Origin of the sequence: Streptomyces sp. BE20, assembly GCF_036322525.1 — a bacterium.
Lineage (GTDB): Bacteria > Actinomycetota > Actinomycetes > Streptomycetales > Streptomycetaceae > Kitasatospora.
Genome location: NZ_JAQYWW010000101.1, coordinates 1 through 15,564, shown reverse-complemented (window position 1 = coordinate 15,564; position 15,564 = coordinate 1). Strand labels below are relative to the sequence as shown.

General features: G+C 75.2%; 15 protein-coding genes. 11 read left to right on the top strand and 4 right to left on the bottom strand.

Annotated features, from left to right (window positions below):
• Together PUR61_RS00500 and PUR61_RS00495 are read left to right on the top strand one after the other, a co-directional pair.
• The coding region (locus tag PUR61_RS00500; RefSeq protein WP_329874452.1) for a hypothetical protein at nt 1-1,337 on the top strand (1,337 nt) is incomplete at its 5' end.
• Nucleotides 1,229-2,098, top strand: a complete 870-nt coding sequence (locus PUR61_RS00495) for a hypothetical protein (RefSeq protein ID WP_329874450.1) — start codon at nt 1,229-1,231, stop codon at nt 2,096-2,098. The genes PUR61_RS00500 and PUR61_RS00495, both read left to right, overlap by 109 nt.
• A gap of 104 nt (nt 2,099-2,202) precedes the next feature.
• Here the strand turns inward: PUR61_RS00495 and PUR61_RS00490 are convergent, their stop codons facing one another.
• Entirely contained in the window at nt 2,203-3,573 is a 1,371-nt protein-coding gene (locus tag PUR61_RS00490; protein ID WP_329874442.1) for a DUF1015 domain-containing protein, read from the bottom strand.
• Nucleotides 3,574-3,666: 93 nt separating this feature from the next.
• Here PUR61_RS00490 and PUR61_RS00485 point away from each other — a divergent pair, with 93 nt between their 5' ends.
• Nucleotides 3,667-4,287, top strand: a complete 621-nt coding sequence (locus tag PUR61_RS00485) for a tetratricopeptide repeat protein (protein ID WP_329874440.1) — start codon at nt 3,667-3,669, stop codon at nt 4,285-4,287.
• Between the two features lie 61 nt (nt 4,288-4,348).
• Nucleotides 4,349-5,392: an HAD-IIA family hydrolase gene (locus PUR61_RS00480; protein WP_329874438.1), complete on the top strand. Its 1,044-nt coding sequence runs from the start codon at nt 4,349-4,351 to the stop codon at nt 5,390-5,392.
• A 56-nt stretch (nt 5,393-5,448) separates the two neighbouring features.
• Here PUR61_RS00480 and PUR61_RS00475 read toward each other — a convergent pair whose 3' ends face one another.
• A complete protein-coding gene (locus tag PUR61_RS00475; protein ID WP_329874435.1) occupies nt 5,449-5,796 on the bottom strand; it encodes an alkyl sulfatase C-terminal domain-containing protein in 348 nt (115 codons plus the stop codon).
• A 165-nt stretch (nt 5,797-5,961) separates the two neighbouring features.
• Here PUR61_RS00475 and PUR61_RS00470 point away from each other — a divergent pair, with 165 nt between their 5' ends.
• From PUR61_RS00470 to PUR61_RS00455, 4 genes are all read left to right on the top strand, one after another.
• Nucleotides 5,962-6,900, top strand: coding sequence for a hypothetical protein (locus tag PUR61_RS00470; RefSeq protein WP_329874433.1), 939 nt, complete (start codon nt 5,962-5,964; stop codon nt 6,898-6,900).
• Complete coding sequence (locus PUR61_RS00465; RefSeq protein ID WP_329874431.1) at nt 6,893-7,138, top strand: hypothetical protein; 246 nt, start codon at nt 6,893-6,895, stop codon at nt 7,136-7,138. Before PUR61_RS00470 ends, PUR61_RS00465 begins: the two co-directional genes overlap by 8 nt.
• 42 nt (nt 7,139-7,180) lie before the next feature.
• Nucleotides 7,181-7,987 carry a TlyA family RNA methyltransferase gene (locus PUR61_RS00460; RefSeq protein ID WP_329874448.1) on the top strand — a complete coding sequence of 269 codons (807 nt, stop codon included), beginning with the start codon at nt 7,181-7,183 and terminating at the stop codon, nt 7,985-7,987.
• A gap of 91 nt (nt 7,988-8,078) precedes the next feature.
• Nucleotides 8,079-8,981 (top strand): NAD kinase, encoded by a 903-nt coding sequence (locus PUR61_RS00455; RefSeq protein WP_329874428.1) that lies wholly within the window; start codon nt 8,079-8,081, stop codon nt 8,979-8,981.
• 24 nt (nt 8,982-9,005) lie between these two features.
• Here the strand turns inward: PUR61_RS00455 and PUR61_RS00450 are convergent, their stop codons facing one another.
• Nucleotides 9,006-10,589, bottom strand: coding sequence for a MocR-like transcription factor YczR (locus tag PUR61_RS00450; protein ID WP_329874426.1), 1,584 nt, complete (start codon nt 10,587-10,589; stop codon nt 9,006-9,008).
• Between the two features lie 136 nt (nt 10,590-10,725).
• Here PUR61_RS00450 and yczE point away from each other — a divergent pair, with 136 nt between their 5' ends.
• The 3 genes from yczE to PUR61_RS00435 all read left to right on the top strand — a co-directional run bounded on the left by yczE (nt 10,726) and on the right by PUR61_RS00435 (nt 14,764).
• Nucleotides 10,726-11,472 (top strand): membrane protein YczE, encoded by a 747-nt coding sequence (gene yczE / locus PUR61_RS00445; protein WP_443035092.1) that lies wholly within the window; start codon nt 10,726-10,728, stop codon nt 11,470-11,472.
• Between the two features lie 106 nt (nt 11,473-11,578).
• Nucleotides 11,579-13,312, top strand: coding sequence for a DNA repair protein RecN (gene recN / locus PUR61_RS00440; RefSeq protein WP_329874444.1), 1,734 nt, complete (start codon nt 11,579-11,581; stop codon nt 13,310-13,312).
• Between the two features lie 270 nt (nt 13,313-13,582).
• Entirely contained in the window at nt 13,583-14,764 is a 1,182-nt protein-coding gene (locus tag PUR61_RS00435; RefSeq protein ID WP_329874424.1) for a glycosyltransferase family 4 protein, read from the top strand.
• A 100-nt stretch (nt 14,765-14,864) separates the two neighbouring features.
• Here PUR61_RS00435 and PUR61_RS00430 read toward each other — a convergent pair.
• A partial coding sequence (locus PUR61_RS00430; protein WP_329874422.1) for a glycoside hydrolase family 15 protein occupies nt 14,865-15,564 on the bottom strand: 700 nt, incomplete at its 5' end.

Sequence of the window (15,564 nt, the reverse complement as noted above, 5' to 3'; positions counted from 1 at the left end):
CTTCCGTGGCCGTGACGACCGCCCCTCGGGTGGTAGCGGTGGCGGTTACCGTGGCCGCGATGACCGTCCGTCCGGTGGTTTCGGTCGTGACCGTGACGACCGTGGCGGCGACCGCGGCGGCTTCCGTCGTGACGACCGCCCGTCCGGTGGTAGCGGTGGCGGCTTCCGTGGCCGTGACGACCGCCCCTCGGGTGGTAGCGGTGGCGGCTTCCGTGGCCGTGACGACCGCCCGTCCGGTGGTAGCGGCGGCGGCTTCCGTCGTGACGACCGCCCCTCGGGTGGTAGCGGTGGCGGTTACCGTGGCCGTGACGACCGCCCCTCGGGTGGTAGCGGTGGCGGCTTCCGTGGCCGTGACGACCGCCCCTCCGGTGGCAGCGGCGGCGGTTACCGTGGCCGCGATGACCGTCCGTCCGGTGGTTTCGGTCGTGACCGTGACGACCGTGGCGGCGACCGCGGCGGCTTCCGTCGTGACGACCGCCCCTCCAGTGGCAGCGGAGGCGGTTACCGTGGCCGCGATGACCGTCCCTCGGGTGGTTTCGGTCGTGACCGTGACGACCGTGGTGGCAGTGGCGGCGGCTTCCGTGGCCGTGATGACCGCCCCTCGGGTGGTAGCGGTGGCGGTTACCGTGGCCGCGATGACCGTCCGTCCGGTGGTTTCGGTCGTGACCGTGACGACCGTGGTGGCAGTGGCGGCGGCTTCCGTCGTGACGACCGCCCCTCCGGCGGCTTTGGTCGTGACCGTGACGACCGCCCGTCGGGTGGCAGTGGCGGTGGGTTCCGTCGTGACGACCGTCCGTCCGGTGGTTTCGGTCGTGACCGTGACGACCGTGGTGGCAGTGGCGGCGGTTACCGTGGCCGTGACGACCGCCCGTCCGGCGGCAGCGGCAGCGGCTTCCGTCGCGATGACCGCCCCTCCGGCGGCAGCAGCGGCGGCTTCCGTCGTGACGACCGCCCGTCGGGCTTCCGTCGTGACGACCGTGACGACCGTCCGCGTCGTGACGACCGCCCGTCCGGTGGTTTCGGTCGTGACCGTGACGACCGTGGTGGCGACCGCGGCGGTTTCCGTCGTGACGACCGTCCGTCCGGTGGTAGCGGCGGCGGCTTCCGTGGCCGCGACGACCGCGGCGGCGACCGGGGTGGCTACCGCGGCCGTGACGACCGCCCGTCCGGCGGCGGCTACGGCCGTGACCAGGACGACCGCCGCGGCAACTACGAGCCCGTCAAGCGCCTGCCGATCCCGGAGGACGTCACCGGCTTCGAGCTGGACGGGGACGTCCGCCAGGAGCTCAAGAGCCTGCCCAAGACGCTCGCCGACGATGTCGCCCGCAACCTGGTGATGGTCGCCCGCCTGCTCGACAGCGAGCCGGAGGAGGCCTACCAGTACTCGCGCGTCGCGCTGCGGCTCGCCTCCCGCGTCCCCGCCGTCCGTGAGGCCGCCGGCTTCGCCTCGTACATGACCCAGCGTTACTCGGAGGCGCTGACCGAGTTCCGCGCCGCCCGCCGGATGACCGGCCGTGCCGACCTGTGGCCGGTGATGGCTGACTGCGAGCGCGGTCTGGGCCGCCCGGAGCGGGCGCTGGCGATGGCCGGCGAGCCCGAGGTCAAGCAGCTGGACAAGGCGGGCCAGGTCGAGATGCGTCTGGTCTCGGCCGGTGCGCGCAGTGACATGGGGCAGTTCGACGCCGCCGTCGTCACCCTGCAGAGCCCGGAGCTGGCCTCCAGCGCCGTGCACCCGTGGACCGCGCGACTGCGGTACGCGTACGCCGAGGCGCTGATCGCGGCCGATCGTGCCGACGAGGCGCGCGACTGGTTCGTCAAGGCGACCGAGGCCGACACCGAGGGTTCGACCAACGCCGCCGAGCGTTTGGCCGAGATCGACGGCCTGGAGTTCGTGGACGCGCTCGACCCGGAGCTGGCGGACGACGACGAGCCGGCCGACAAGCCCGTGGCGAAGGCCAAGAGCAGCGGCGGTTCGACGGACGAGCGCGAGATCTTCGAGGACGAGGAGGACGTCGAGGAGTTCTACGACGACGACGACCTTGAGATCGACGAGGACTTCGACGGCGTCGTGCCGGAGCGGGCCGAGGACGCCAAGTAGTCGGCAGCGGATGCCGTAGGACCGAGTGAGGCCCTGCCGCACCCCGGGATTTCCCGGGGTGCGGCAGGGCCTCACTGCTTTCCGGTGACTTCCGCTCCCGGGGCTCAGCCCAGTTCGAGGTTGCGCAGTACCAGCCCGGTGGCCGGTTTCGGGCCGAAGGACGTGGACTTGCGGGGCATGGTGACGCCCTGCTCGGCGAGCCGGCGGACCACGCTCTCGCGCACCGGGTGCAGCAGCACGGCGGTACCGCCGCTGCGGGCGGCCTCGCGTTCGGCGGCGGTGGCGGTGTGCAGGTAGCCGATGTCGTCAGGCCCGTCGGGGACCCGCCAGGTGTGGTCGAGCAGGGTGGCGTGCAGGACGGTCGCGTCCAGGTGGCGCCACTCCTCGGGCTTGTCCTGCGGCACGGTGGCGTCGAGCAGGGCCTCGTCGGGCTCGCCGACCAGCCAGTAGACGCCGTCCCCGCCGGTGAGCACGAAGCCGCTGCCGCCGTGTTGCTTCTGCTCGGCCAGGGCCTGCAGCGCGGTGTCGAGCGGGCCGGGGATCTCCTTGACCTGCCACTGGTCGCCGAGCTTCTCCAGGGCCTCGGCCACCGGAAGGCGGTACAGCACCCGGTGGATCGCCCGGACCCGCAGGGGGTAGCGGGCGGTGTCGACCAGCAGGACCAGACCGCGGTCCCAGGGGCTGCGCGGGAGGTGGCGGTGCTCGCGCTGGAGCCGCAGGTACATCTCCCAGCGGTGGTGGCCGTCGGCGATCAGCGCCCGGCAGGTGGCCAGGTCGCGGGTGATCTCGGCGATCTCGGCGGGGTCGGTGACGGCCCAGAGCCGGTGGTGGGTGCCGTCGGAGGTGGTCGTGGTGAGCACGGGGCCGCCCAGGACGGCTCGTTCGACCACTCCGGCCGCCCGGCCGTCGCCGCGGTAGGTGAGCAGCAGCGGTTCGAGGTTGGCCCGGGTGGTGCGCATCAGCCCGACGCGGTCGGCGACCGGGCGGGGCATCACGTCCTCGTGCGGGAGGACCACGCCGGCCTCGCTGCCGCTCACCGCGAGGGCGCCGATCAGGCCGCGCTGCAGCAGCTCGGGGGTGTCGTCGCCGGCGGGTACCCGCTGCTCGTAGACGTAGAGCGCCGGCTCGGGGTCGGCGGCCAGGACGCCCTCGCGTTGCCACTCGCGCAGCAGCCGGGCGGCGTGCCGGTAGCGGGTGTCGCGGTCGGGGCGGTCCCCGGTGTCGTCGGGCTCGGGTCTCGGCAGGATCAGCCGGACCACGTTGTGCGGGTCGGCGGTCTCCAGGTCGAGCCGGCGGCCGGGGTCGACGACGTCGTACGGCGGTGAGGTCACGGCGGCCAGTGCGCCGACCCGGTCGGGGTCGTACCTCAGGCCGCGGAAGGGGGACAGGGACAGACCGGCGGTGGCGACGTGTCCGGGATTGCCGGGGCCGCCCTGCGGAGACTCCGCTCCGCTTTCTGCACTGGGTGAGCTCATTCTGGGCATCGTAATCGGGTACGCGTTGTTCAGAGATCGGAACACCCGTGCCGGTCCGGTGGGCGGGTGTCGTGACCGAGGGCGAGGTTCGGTGTGAACGATCGCAACGAGCGGGTCGACGGGGCCGCCGGAGGCGGGGGCCTGCCGGAGCAGCAGGGGCGGCCGGGGGAGCCGGCCGGGGACGTCTACGAGTGGTTCCGCCGGGGCGGGAAGCTCCTCGCACAGGGCAACCCGGCGGCGGCCGAGCAGTTGTTGACCCGGGCGGCCGCCGCGGAGCCGGGCTCGCGCAGCATCCGGGAGATGCTGGCCCGGGCGCAGTTCGACGCCGGGTCGTACGCGGCGGCGCTGGAGAACTTCCGGGCCGTGGCCCTGGCCGATCCCTCGGACGACTACGCTCAGTTCGGCTGGGGGGTGGCGGCGGCGAGGCTCGGGGACTTCGAGACCTCCGCCGAGCACCTCTCGCTGGCCGTGGCGATGCGGCCGGACACCGACCACTACCGGGCCGCACTGCGGCAGACCCGGGCGACCCTGGCCGCCCGGGCCGGGGCGTTCGGCCCGCTGGTGCCGGGGGCGCCGGGCTATCTGGAGCCGCCGCGCGGCTCCGACGGCCCGTCGGAGCCCGCGGAGGCGGCCGGTAACCGGGCGTCCGCGCAGGAGCCGGGAACCAGGGAGAGCCGGGAACCGACCGATGAGCGGGACCGGCGTGCCGAGTGAGTCCGGTGTGACGCGCCCGACCGACGAGTACGACCGACGCGATGAGTGAGGTAGAGCAGGCATGACCGAGACGGCCACCACCGTACGACGGAGCGCCCCGGGCGGCAGCGAGCTGCCCTTGACCGAGGCGTACGACACGGCACTGCTGGACCTCGACGGTGTGGTGTACGCCGGGCCGAACGCGATCGACCACGCCGTGGACTCGCTGGCGGTCGCCCGGGAGACGGGGATGCGGTTGGCGTACGTGACCAACAACGCGTCCCGTCCGCCCCGGGTGGTGGCGGCGCACCTGACCGAGCTGGGGGTGCCGGCCGAACCGGAGGACGTGATCAACTCCGCCCAGGCGGCGGCCCGGGTGCTCGCGGAGAAGCTGCCGGCCGGGGCGAAGGTCCTGCTGGTGGGCGGTCTGGGGCTGGAGGAGGCGTTGGCCGAGCGCGGCCTGGTGGCTGTCCGGACGCTGGCCGAGGAGCCGCAGGCGGTCGTCCAGGGCTTCGACGCCTCGGTGGGCTGGACGCACCTGGCGGAGGCCTCGTACGCGGTGCAGTCCGGGCTGCCGTGGGTGGCGTCCAACACGGACGTCACGGTGCCGACCGCGCGCGGGATCGCGCCGGGCAACGGGATGCTGGTCGCGGCGGTGCGTGCGGCGACCGGTGTGGAGCCGGAGGTGGCGGGTAAGCCGCTGCCGCCGATGCACCGGGAGACGGTGCTGCGGACGGGCGCGAAGCGGCCGTTGGTGGTCGGGGACCGGCTGGACACCGACATCGAGGGCGCCTTCAACGGCGGGGTGGACAGCCTGCTGGTGTTCACGGGGGTGACCACGGCCGGGCAGCTGCTGGCGGCGCCGGTCGAGCACCGGCCGACCTACCTGGCGGAGGACCTGCGCGGGCTGCTGACCGCGCATGCGCCGGTGGACGCGGTGGCCGGCGGCGGTTTCGGCTGCGGCGGCTGGGTCGCGGTGGCCGAGGACGGCGTGCTGCGTCTGGAGGGCGACGGGGCGGACCGCTGGGACGGGCTGCGGGCGCTCTGCGCGGCGGCGTGGACGTCGCTGGACGCGGCCGGCGAGCCGGTGGACGGGCGGAAGGCGCTGGCCGAGCTGGGGTTCTGAGCCGGTGCCCGCCGGGTCCGGACCGCAGCGTCGGTCCGGACCCGGTCCGGCCGGGGTCAGAGCAGGGTGCGCAGCCGCAGGAGGTCGCGGAAGCCGGCTTCCAGCTTGATCCGGCCGCCCGCCCAGGCGGAGGCGAAACCGAGGCGTCCGCCGACCACCGCGACCAGGTCGTCGCTCGACATGGTGAGTCGTATGTCGGCTTTTTCGGTGGGGGCTCCGGGCGCGTGCCCGAGGTCCTGGATGCTGCCGTCGCGCAGCCGGCCGGTGAAGGTCAGGTCGAGGTCGGTGATCCGGCAGCTCAGCGAGCGGTCCAGTTCGGCGGCCTTGCGGACGTCGCCGTTGGACTTGGCGATGTTCCGGCTGAGCTGTTCGAGCGCCTCGCGGCACTCCTCGGCGTTGGCCATGGCGGCGGGTCCACTCCCCTGTACGGGCCGTGCTCGGCGGCGGGTGACTGGCGGCCACGGTACCGCAGGAGGGTTTTGGCGGTAGCGTCGTCGGTGGGATGCCCGGATTCGCCCGGGCACCGACGGCGTCGACGCGATGCGTGCAGGCGAATGGGAGGCACCCGGATGCTGCCGAAGACGGTGCGAGAAGCGGTGGAGGCCGCCGCCGTACTGGTGGAGGAGGTCGGCAAGCGGGTCCTCGGGACGGCGGCCGGTCTGCTGGAGAAGGGCGGGATCGACGTCACCGACGTGGAGCGCCGGCTGAACGAGCAGTTCCCGCCGTCGGCGCGGTCCCTGCAGACGCTGGCGGGCGAGGCGGTGACCGCCGGGCGGGCCGGGGTGGACCTGGCGGTCGGCGTGGCGCGCGGCGAGGTGGAGAAGGTCTTCGAGAGGGTCGGCGACCAGGTGACCAAGGTCGGTGTCGTGCTGGCCTACCTGGAGAGCAAGCTGCGCGAGGTCGAGGAGGACGGCGGGCCCCGGTCGGCCGAGCCCGGACCGGCGCCCGCGCCCCGGGCCGGCGGGCTGTTCGAGAACGGTTGGGAGGAGGAGCCTCCGGGCGCGGGTGTCGCGGCTGCGGCGGACGGGTCGGCGACGTCCGAGCGGATAGAGGTCGACGAGCCGGTGGAGGTCGACCCGCCGGTGCCGCCGAACGGGACGGCGGTTGCGGGGCCGTCGGCCGGGGGCGCGGCGGAGGAGCCGGCTCAGGGTGCGGCGGGGAAGACCGCGGCCGGAGCGTCCGCGGCCGACCGGAGCACGGTGGAGAAGCCCGCCGTGACGAGGGCGACCGCGAAGAAGGCCGCCGCCAAGAAGGCGGCGAAGAAGACGGCGGCCGGGCCGGTCACGGCAGCCGGTGCCGGGGACGCAGACGGGAAGCCTGCTGCGAAGAAGGCCGCCGCCAAGAAGGCCCCGGTGAAGAAGACGGCGGTCAAGAAGACCGCGACCGCGAGGAAGGCGCCGCCACGGGAGGCGAAGCAGCCCACCGGGCAGGAGCCGCCCGTCAAGCGGACCGCGACGAGGAAGACCACCGTCCGCCGGACCACCACCACGAAGAAGCCCGATGCCTGAGCCCGGCCCCGACCCCGTCCACGGCTCGGTGCCCGCGTCCGGGCCCTCCCCCGCGCTGCTCGCCGAGGAGCCGCTGCCGCTCGGCGTCGAGCTGACCCCCACCGGCCATCCGGCGGTGGACGCCGGCACGGCCCGGCTGGAGGCGTTGGACGGGGTGCCGACCGACGCGCACGTCCCGGTGTACGAAGATGTTCACCAGCGGCTCGCCGACACGCTGGCCGCCCTCGACCGGGACTGACCGGGCAACGAACCACCTGTAGGAGCTGAAACACCAGTGGCAGTGGCACGACGCCGACTCGACGCGGAGCTGGTCCGCCGCAAGCTGGCCCGGTCGCGGGAGCACGCCTCCGAGCTGATCGCGGCCGGCCGGGTGACCATCGGCGGCAGCACCGCGACCAAGCCGGCCACGCAGGTGGAGACCTCGGCGGCGGTCGTGGTGGCCGAGGACGAGAACGATCCCGACTACGTCTCGCGCGGCGGCCACAAGCTCGCCGGGGCGTTCGCGGCGTTCGTGCCGCAGGGCCTGGTCGTCGAGGGCCGGCGCGCGCTGGACGCGGGCGCGTCCACCGGCGGCTTCACCGACGTCCTGCTGCGGGCCGGGGCCGCCCACGTGCTGGCGGTGGACGTCGGCTACGGACAGCTGGCCTGGTCGCTGCAGAGCGACGAGCGGGTCACCGTGATGGACCGCACCAACGTACGCGAGCTGACCCCGGAGCTGATCGGCGGCACCCCGGTCGACCTGGTGGTCGGCGACCTCTCCTTCATCTCGCTGGGCCTGGTGCTGCCGGCCCTGGCGGGCTGCGCCGCCGCGGACGCGGACCTGGTGCTGATGGTCAAGCCGCAGTTCGAGATCGGCAAGGAGCGCCTCGGCAGCGGCGGGGTGGTGCGCAGCCCGCAGCTGCGCGCCGAGATGGTGCGCCAGGTCGCCGGGCAGGCGTGGGCCCAGGGGCTGGGCGTGCGGGCGGTCACCGCGAGTCCGCTGCCCGGCCCGTCCGGAAATGTCGAGTACTTCCTCTGGCTGCGCCGGGACGCGCCGCAGCTGGACCCGGCGGAGGCGGACCGGGCCGTCGCCGAAGGCCCCCGATAGGCTGCTCTGCGGACGTCCGGTCCGTCATGCTGGGTGGCGCGGCCGTACCGGGCCGAGGGCGGCCCGGCGGCGTAGGGAGAGGGCAGCGGGCATGAGTGACGAACGTACGGTGTTCTTGATCGCGCACACCGGCCGCGAGACGGCGTTGCGCAGTGTCGAGGGCCTGGTGCACGGCCTGCTGAAGGCGGGGATCCGGATCAGGCTGCTGGCCGCCGAGGCGGTCGACCTGGACCTTCCGGACGGCGTGGAGCGGGTGGCCGGGGGGCCCGGCGCGGCGGACGGCTGCGAGCTGATCCTGGTCGCGGGCGGGGACGGCACGCTGCTGCGCGGCGCGGAGCTGGCGCGCGAGCACGGGTTGCCGATGCTCGGCATCAACCTGGGCCGGGTGGGCTTCCTCGCGGAGGCGGAGCGGGACGACCTGGCGGTGGTGGTCGAGCGGGTGGTGGACGCCGACTACGAGGTCGAGGAGCGGATGACGCTCGACGTGATCGTCCGGACCAACGGCGATGTGGTGCACCACGACTGGGCGTTGAACGAGGCGTCGATCGAGAAGGCGGCCCGGGAGCGGATGCTGGAGGTGGTGACCGAGGTGGACGGCCGCCCGGTCTCCAACTTCGGTTGCGACGGGGTGGTCTGTGCGACCCCGACCGGTTCGACCGCGTACGCGTTCTCCGGTGGCGGGCCGGTGGTCTGGCCGGAGGTGGAGGCGCTGCTGATGGTGCCGATCAGTGCGCACGCGCTGTTCGCCCGTCCGCTGGTGACCTCGCCGGACTCGGTGCTGGCGGTGGAGGTGCAGCCCAAGACGCCGCACGGGGTGCTCTGGTGCGACGGCCGGCGTTCCGTGGAACTGCCGGCCGGCGCCCGGGTGGAGGTCCGTCGCGGGCAGACGCCGGTGCGGCTGGCCAGGCTGCACCGGGCGCCGTTCACCGATCGACTGGTGGCCAAGTTCGCCCTCCCGGTGACGGGTTGGCGCGGCCGGGCCGACACCGGCTGACGGTCCGGCGGGTCTGAGGAGGCGTCAGACCGCCAGGGGGTGGCTCTCGTCGGCGCCGTGCCAGCGACCGCCGTCGGCGGCCCGGGCGGCGACGGCGGCGAGCCGTCGTACGGCGTCGGGCACGGCGGCGGCCGGCACGGTGAGCGGGATCCGGATGTGGTGCTCGAAGGCCCCGTCGGAGCCGAACCGGTTGCCGGCCGCGATCCGGACGCCGCCGTGCTCGCCGGCCCGGGCCAGGGCCGCGCCGGAGAGCGTGCCGGTGGAGACCCAGAACGCCAGGCCGCCGGGCGGGACGGCGAACCGCCACTGCGGCAGGTGCTCGCCCAGCGCGGTGGTGAGTGCCTCGGCGGTGTCCCGCAGCCGGGTCAGCTGGTGGGCGCGGACGGCCGGCAGCTGCTGCTCGCCGAGCAGTTCGGCGGCGATCAGCTGCTCCAGCACGGGGGCGCCGACGTCGCTGTAGACGCGCTCGGTGGCCAGCCGGCGGATCATCGCGGGCGCGGCCCGCACCCAGCCGATCCGCAGGCCGCCCCAGAGCAGCTTGCCGGCCGAGCCGACCGTGACCACCTGAGCGGAGCGGTCCAGTGCGGCGGTCGGGCGGGGCACCCCGGTTCCCTCGGGGACGCCCCAGCCGAGTTCGGCGGTGGTCTCGTCGACCAGGACCACCGTGCCGGCGGTCCGGGCGGCGGCCAGCAGTGCGCGCCGCTGCTCCTCGCCGACCAGGGCGCCGGTCGGGTTGTGGAAGTCCGGGATCACGTACGCGACCCGGGGCGCGGCGCCGCTCAGCACCCGGCGCCACTCGGCGAGGTCCCACTCCGGCCGTGGTGACCCGCCCGGTCGGCCCCGGAGGATCCCGCCCGGCGCGGCCCGGTCCGGTGTCCGCGAGGCTCCGCGGCGGGGTGCGCCCGACCAGGCGTAGGGCACGGGGACCAGGCGGGCCTCGTTGATCCGCAGCGCCTGGAGGGTGTGCGCGTAGCTGGGCGCCTCCACGGCGACCCGGTCGCCGCGGCCGATCAGCACCCGCTGCACCAGGTGCAGGGCGCCCATCGCGCCGATGGTGATCAGGATCTGGTCGGGGGTGGTCGGCAGTCCGCGCTCGGTGTAGCGGCGGGCCACCGCCTCGCGCAGGACCGGGACGCCGGTGGGGTAGTGGCCGTGCCCGGCGGCGTACGCGGGCAGCTGCTCGACGGCCCGCGCGGCGGCCTCGGAGAGGAAGGGCTGCGGGGCGGGCAGGGCGGCCACCCCGAGGTCCAGGGTGCGGCCCTGCTCGTCCGGCGGCACCGGGTGCAGGGCGTCGCTGGGCGGTGCCGCGCCTTCGGGCAGGGCGGTCCAGCTGCCGGAGCCGCGCCGGCTGTGCAGGTAGCCCTCGGACCGCAGGGCCTCGTACGCGGTGGCGACGGTGGTGCGGCTGAGCTGCAGGGCGAGGGCCAGCTCGCGCTCGGCCGGCAGCCGGGCGCCGACCGGGAGGCGGCCCTCGGAGACCAGGAGCCGGACCTGGCCGGCGAGCGTCCGGTACGCGGGCCGGCGGGCGCCGGCCGGTTCGGGCAGCCGGGCGGTGGCCAGCAGCCGGGCGAGTGCCGGGGGAGTGACGGTGGTCTGCCAGTCGGCCATGGCTCATCAGTCCACTTGCTCGTGATTGGCCCTGGAGCGGGCGCTATTGGCCTGGCCATCATGACAGGGCGGCCATCGGGTCCGCCACCGCCGGGGCGGCACCCCCGGACGTGCAGCACCACCCGCCGGAGATTCCATGGCCACCACCACCACGCCCCCGACCACCGCGTCGCCGACCACCGCGTCGCCGACCGCGACGGCCGCCCCGGAACGGCCCGGGCTCGCCGTCCGGGTGCTCGGGGACACCCACGCGCTCGGCCGGCGCCTCCCACAGCTCCTCGTCGGCCTGGTGCTCTACGGCGCCAGCATGGGCCTGATGCTCCGCTCCGGGCTCGGCCTCGACCCCTGGGACGTCTTCCACCAGGGCCTGCAACGCACCGTCGGCCTCTCCGTCGGCGCCTGGGTCACCATCTGCGGCGCGCTGGTGCTGCTGCTCTGGATCCCGATGCGCCAGCTCCCCGGCGTCGGCACGGTCGCCAACGTGCTGGTCATCGGTGCCGCCATGGACCTCACCCTGCGCGTCGCCGGCAGCCCCGGCCCTCTCGCGGCCCGGATCGCACTGATGGTCGGCGCGATCGTCCTCAACGGCGTCGCCACCGGCCTCTACATCGGTGCCCGGCTCGGCCCGGGCCCGCGCGACGGTCTGATGACCGGCCTGCACCGGCGTACCGGCCGCTCGCTGCGGCTGCTCCGCACCGGGATCGAACTGACCGTGCTGGCCGCAGGACTCCTGCTGGGCGGCACCGCCGGCGTCGGCACCGTCGCGTACGCGCTGGCCATCGGCCCGCTCGCGCAGTTCTTCCTGCCCTGGTGCACCGTGCCGACCGCCGCCGGGTCCGCCGCGCGTGTCGCGCAGGGAAACGCCACCCAAACCCCCACGTAAACGCCCTGGAACGGATGAACTTCCGGGCATCGAGTTGCCGCGCGTCGTTGTCGCTCGTCGCGCACCGGGTGCGGAACCTCGTAAGGTCGTCTCCGTGTTGGACGAGATGCGGATACGGGATCTTGGGGTCATCGACGACGCGGTGGTCGAACTCGCCCCCGGCTTCACCGCCGTGACCGGCGAGACCGGCGCCGGAAAGACCATGGTGGTGACCAGCCTCGGCCTGCTGCTCGGCGGTCGTGCCGACCCGGGCCTGGTGCGCAACGGCGCCGGGCGCGCGGTCGTCGAGGGCCGCCTCGAACTGCCCGAGGGCTCCCCGGCGGCGGCCCGGGCCCTGGAGGCCGGCGCGGAACTCGACGACGGCGCGCTGCTGATCAGCCGGACCGTCTCCGCCGAGGGCCGCTCCCGCGCCTTCGTCGGGGGCCGGGCCGTCCCGGTCGGCCTGCTCGCCGAGATCGGCGAGGACCTGATCGCGGTGCACGGCCAGACCGACCAGCAGCGGCTGCTCCGCCCGGCCCGCCAGCGCGGCGCCCTGGACCGGTACGCCGGCGGGACCGTCGCCGAGCCGCTGGCCCGCTACCGCGAGGTCTACCGGCGGCTGCGCGAGGTCTCCGCGACCCTGGAGGAGCTGACCACCCGGGCCCGCGAGCGCGCCCAGGAGGCCGATCTGCTCCGCTTCGGGCTGGACGAGGTCGCTGCCGCCGAACCGGTCGCCGGGGAGGACGCGGAGCTGTCCGCCGAGGCCGAGCGGCTCGGCCACGCCGATGCGCTCTCCTCCGCCGCCACCCTCGCGCACGCCTCGCTGGCCGGCGACCCGGCCGACCCGGAGGCGCTGGACGCCGGCACGCTGGTCGCCCAGGCCCGCCGCGCCCTGGACGCCGTCCGCCACCACGACGAGCGGCTCGCCGCCCTCGCCGACCGGCTCGACGAGGTCGGCTACCTGCTCGCCGACGTGGCCGGCGACCTGGCCGGCTACGCCGACGACCTGGACGCCGACCCCGTCCGGTTGGCGGGTGTCGAGGACCGCCGGGCCGTCCTGGCCCAGCTGCTGCGCAAGTACGGCGGCCCGGAGAACTCCCTGGCCGAGGTACTCGTCTGGGCCGAGGCCGGCGCCGGCCGGCTCGCCGAGCTCGACGGCGACGACGACCGCATCGACGAGCTCGGCGCCCAGGAGACCGCGCTGCGCGCCGAGCTCGCCGACCTCGCGACCGAGGTCTCGGCCGCCCGCCAGGCCGCCGCCGGCCGCTTCGCCGGGGCCGTCTCCGCGGAACTCGCCGAACTCGCCATGCCGCACGCCCGGGTGACCTTCGCGATCAGCCAGGTCGACGACCTGTCCGGGATCGAGGTCGAGGGCCGGACGGTCGCCTACGGCCCGCACGGCGTGGACGAGGTCGAGGTGCTGCTGGCCCCGCACCCGGGCGCCCAGGCGCGTCCGATCGCCAAGGGCGCCTCCGGCGGTGAGCTCTCCCGGGTGATGCTCGCCGTCGAGGTGGTCTTCGCCGGGGCCGACCCCGTCCCCACCTACCTCTTCGACGAGGTGGACGCGGGCGTCGGCGGCAAGGCGGCGGTCGAGATCGGCCGCCGGCTCGCCAAGCTGGCCGAGAGCGCGCAGGTCGTCGTGGTCACCCACTTGCCGCAGGTGGCGGCCTTCGCCGATCGCCACCTGGTGGTCGAGAAGACCAACGACGGCACGGTGACCCGCAGCGGCGTCAAGGTGCTGAGCGACGAGGAACGGGTGCGCGAGCTCTCCCGGATGCTGGCCGGCCTGGAGGACTCCGAGCTCGGCCGGGCGCACGCCGAGGAACTGCTGGCCGCCGCCCGGGCTCCCCGCCCCCGCTAGACCGACCCGCCGGACGGCCCCCGCCGCCCCGCCGTTCCCGTGCCCCGCCACCCCCGGGAGACGGGTCCGGCGGGGCGGCGGGGCTCCCCGGACGGGCCGGTCCGACGGCGGGCCCGCGCGGGCCCGCCACGACGCGCCCCACCGGGGGCGCCGACTGTCCAAGAGGGCCGCCGACCTGGCATGGTGGCGGCTGGACACTGGCCTTCCAGTCCCGAGCGCCGCAGGCGGGAAACCCTCGCCGCAGGCGCCCGTACCTGATCGAGTAGTCGGATGCGAGACGACGTGGACCATTCCGCCGCCCGGGCCACCGCGGCCAGCCCCGAACGGGGGCAGCTGCAGGTGGTGCTCGTCCTGGCCGCCAGTACCGGCGGCATCGGTGCGCACGTGCGCTCCCTGGCACAGGGCCTGGTCGCGCACGGAGTGACCGTCACGGTGTGCGCCCCCGCCGGCACGGACGCGCTGTTCGGCTTCTCCCGAACCGGCGCCAGGTTCCACCTGGTCGACATCACCCCCACCGCGGGCGCCCGCAGCGACGCCAACGCGATCGGCGAACTGCGCCGTGCCTTCACCGGCGCCGACGTGGTGCACGCCCACGGCCTGCGGGCCGCGCTCCTCTCCGACCTCGCGCTGCGCACCGCCGGCCGCTTCCCGGGCCTGCGCCCGGAGACGCCGCTGGTGGTCACCTCGCACCACGCGCTGCTGGCCACCGGCATGGAGCGGCGGCTCCAGCGGCTGATGGAACGCCGGGTGGCGCGCGCCGCCGACCTCGTCCTCGGCGCCTCCTCCGACCTGGTGGCCCGGGCCCGCGAGCTGGGCGCCACCGACGCCCGGCTCGGCCCGGTCGCCGCCCCGCCGGCCCCCGAGGTCCGGCGGGAGAGGGCCGCCGTCCGGACGGAGCTGCTCGGCGGCGGTCCGGACCGTCCGCTGGTCCTCGCGGTCGGCCGGCTCGCCCCGCAGAAGGCCTTCGGGCTGCTGCTGGACGCCACCCGCGAGTTCGCCGCGCTGGACCCCGAGCCGCTGGTCCTGCTCGCCGGTGACGGCCCGGAGGCCGCCGGGCTGCGGGAGCGGACGGCCGCCGAGAAGCTGCCGGTCCGCCTGCTCGGACACCGCACCGACGTCCCCGACCTGCTGGCCGCCGCCGACGCGCTGGTGGTCTCCAGCCGCTGGGAGGCCCGCTCGCTGGTGGTGCAGGAGGCGATGCGGGCCGGTGTGCCGGTGGTCGCCACCGCCGTCGGCGGCATCCCCGAGCTGGTCGGCGACGCCGCGGTGCTGGTCCCGCCCGGCGATCCGGTCGCGCTCGGCCGGGCCGTGCGCGAGCTACTGGCCGACCCGGCGCGCCGCGCGCGGCTGGCGGCGGCCGGCCGGCAGCAGGCGGAGACCTGGCCGGACGAGGCCGCCACCGTGGCGCAGGTCCTCAGCACCTACGACGAACTGGTCCAGGGCCACCACTGAGCCCTGCCGGGCACCACCGGGCTGCCGGGCACCACCGGGCGCCACCGCGCACCGGTGCCGCCCGCCCGGGGGACGGCCCGCGGCCCCCGGGCACGCCGGCTCAGACGGTGGCCTGCTCGGCCGCCCGGTCGGCGGCGGAGCCGTCCGGCTGGGCGGAGAGGTAGGCGCCGCCGCAGGCGGTCAGCCGTAGTGCGGTGTCGATCAGCGGGACGTGGCTGAACGCCTGCGGGAAGTTGCCGACCTGGCGCTTGAGCCGCGGGTCCCACTCCTCGGCGAGCAGGCCGAGGTCGTTGCGCAGCGAGAGCAGCTTGTCGAACAGCTCGCGGGCCTCCTGCACCCGGCCGATCATCGCCAGGTCGTCGGCCAGCCAGAACGAGCAGGCGAGGAAGGCGCCCTCGTGCCCGGAGAGGCCGTCGACGTTGTTGCCGCTCTCGTCGTGGGTCGGGTAGCGCAGGACGAAGCCGTCCTCGGTGGACAGTTCGCGCTGGATCGCCTCGATCGTGCCGATCACCCGCTTGTCGTCCGGCGGCAGGAACCCGACCTGCGGGATCAGCAGCAGCGAGGCGTCCAGCTCCTTGCCGCCGTAGTACTGGGTGAAGGTGTTGCGGCCCGGGTCGTAGCCCTTGTCGCAGACGTCCCGGTGGATGGTGTCGCGCAGCTCCCGCCAGCGCTCCAGGTGGCCGTCGGCGGGCGCGTCCTCGGGGTTCTGCTCCAGCAGCTTGATGGTGCGGTCCACCGCCACCCAGGCCATCACCTTGGAGTGGACGAAGTGCCGGCGCGGGCCGCGGACCTCCCAGATG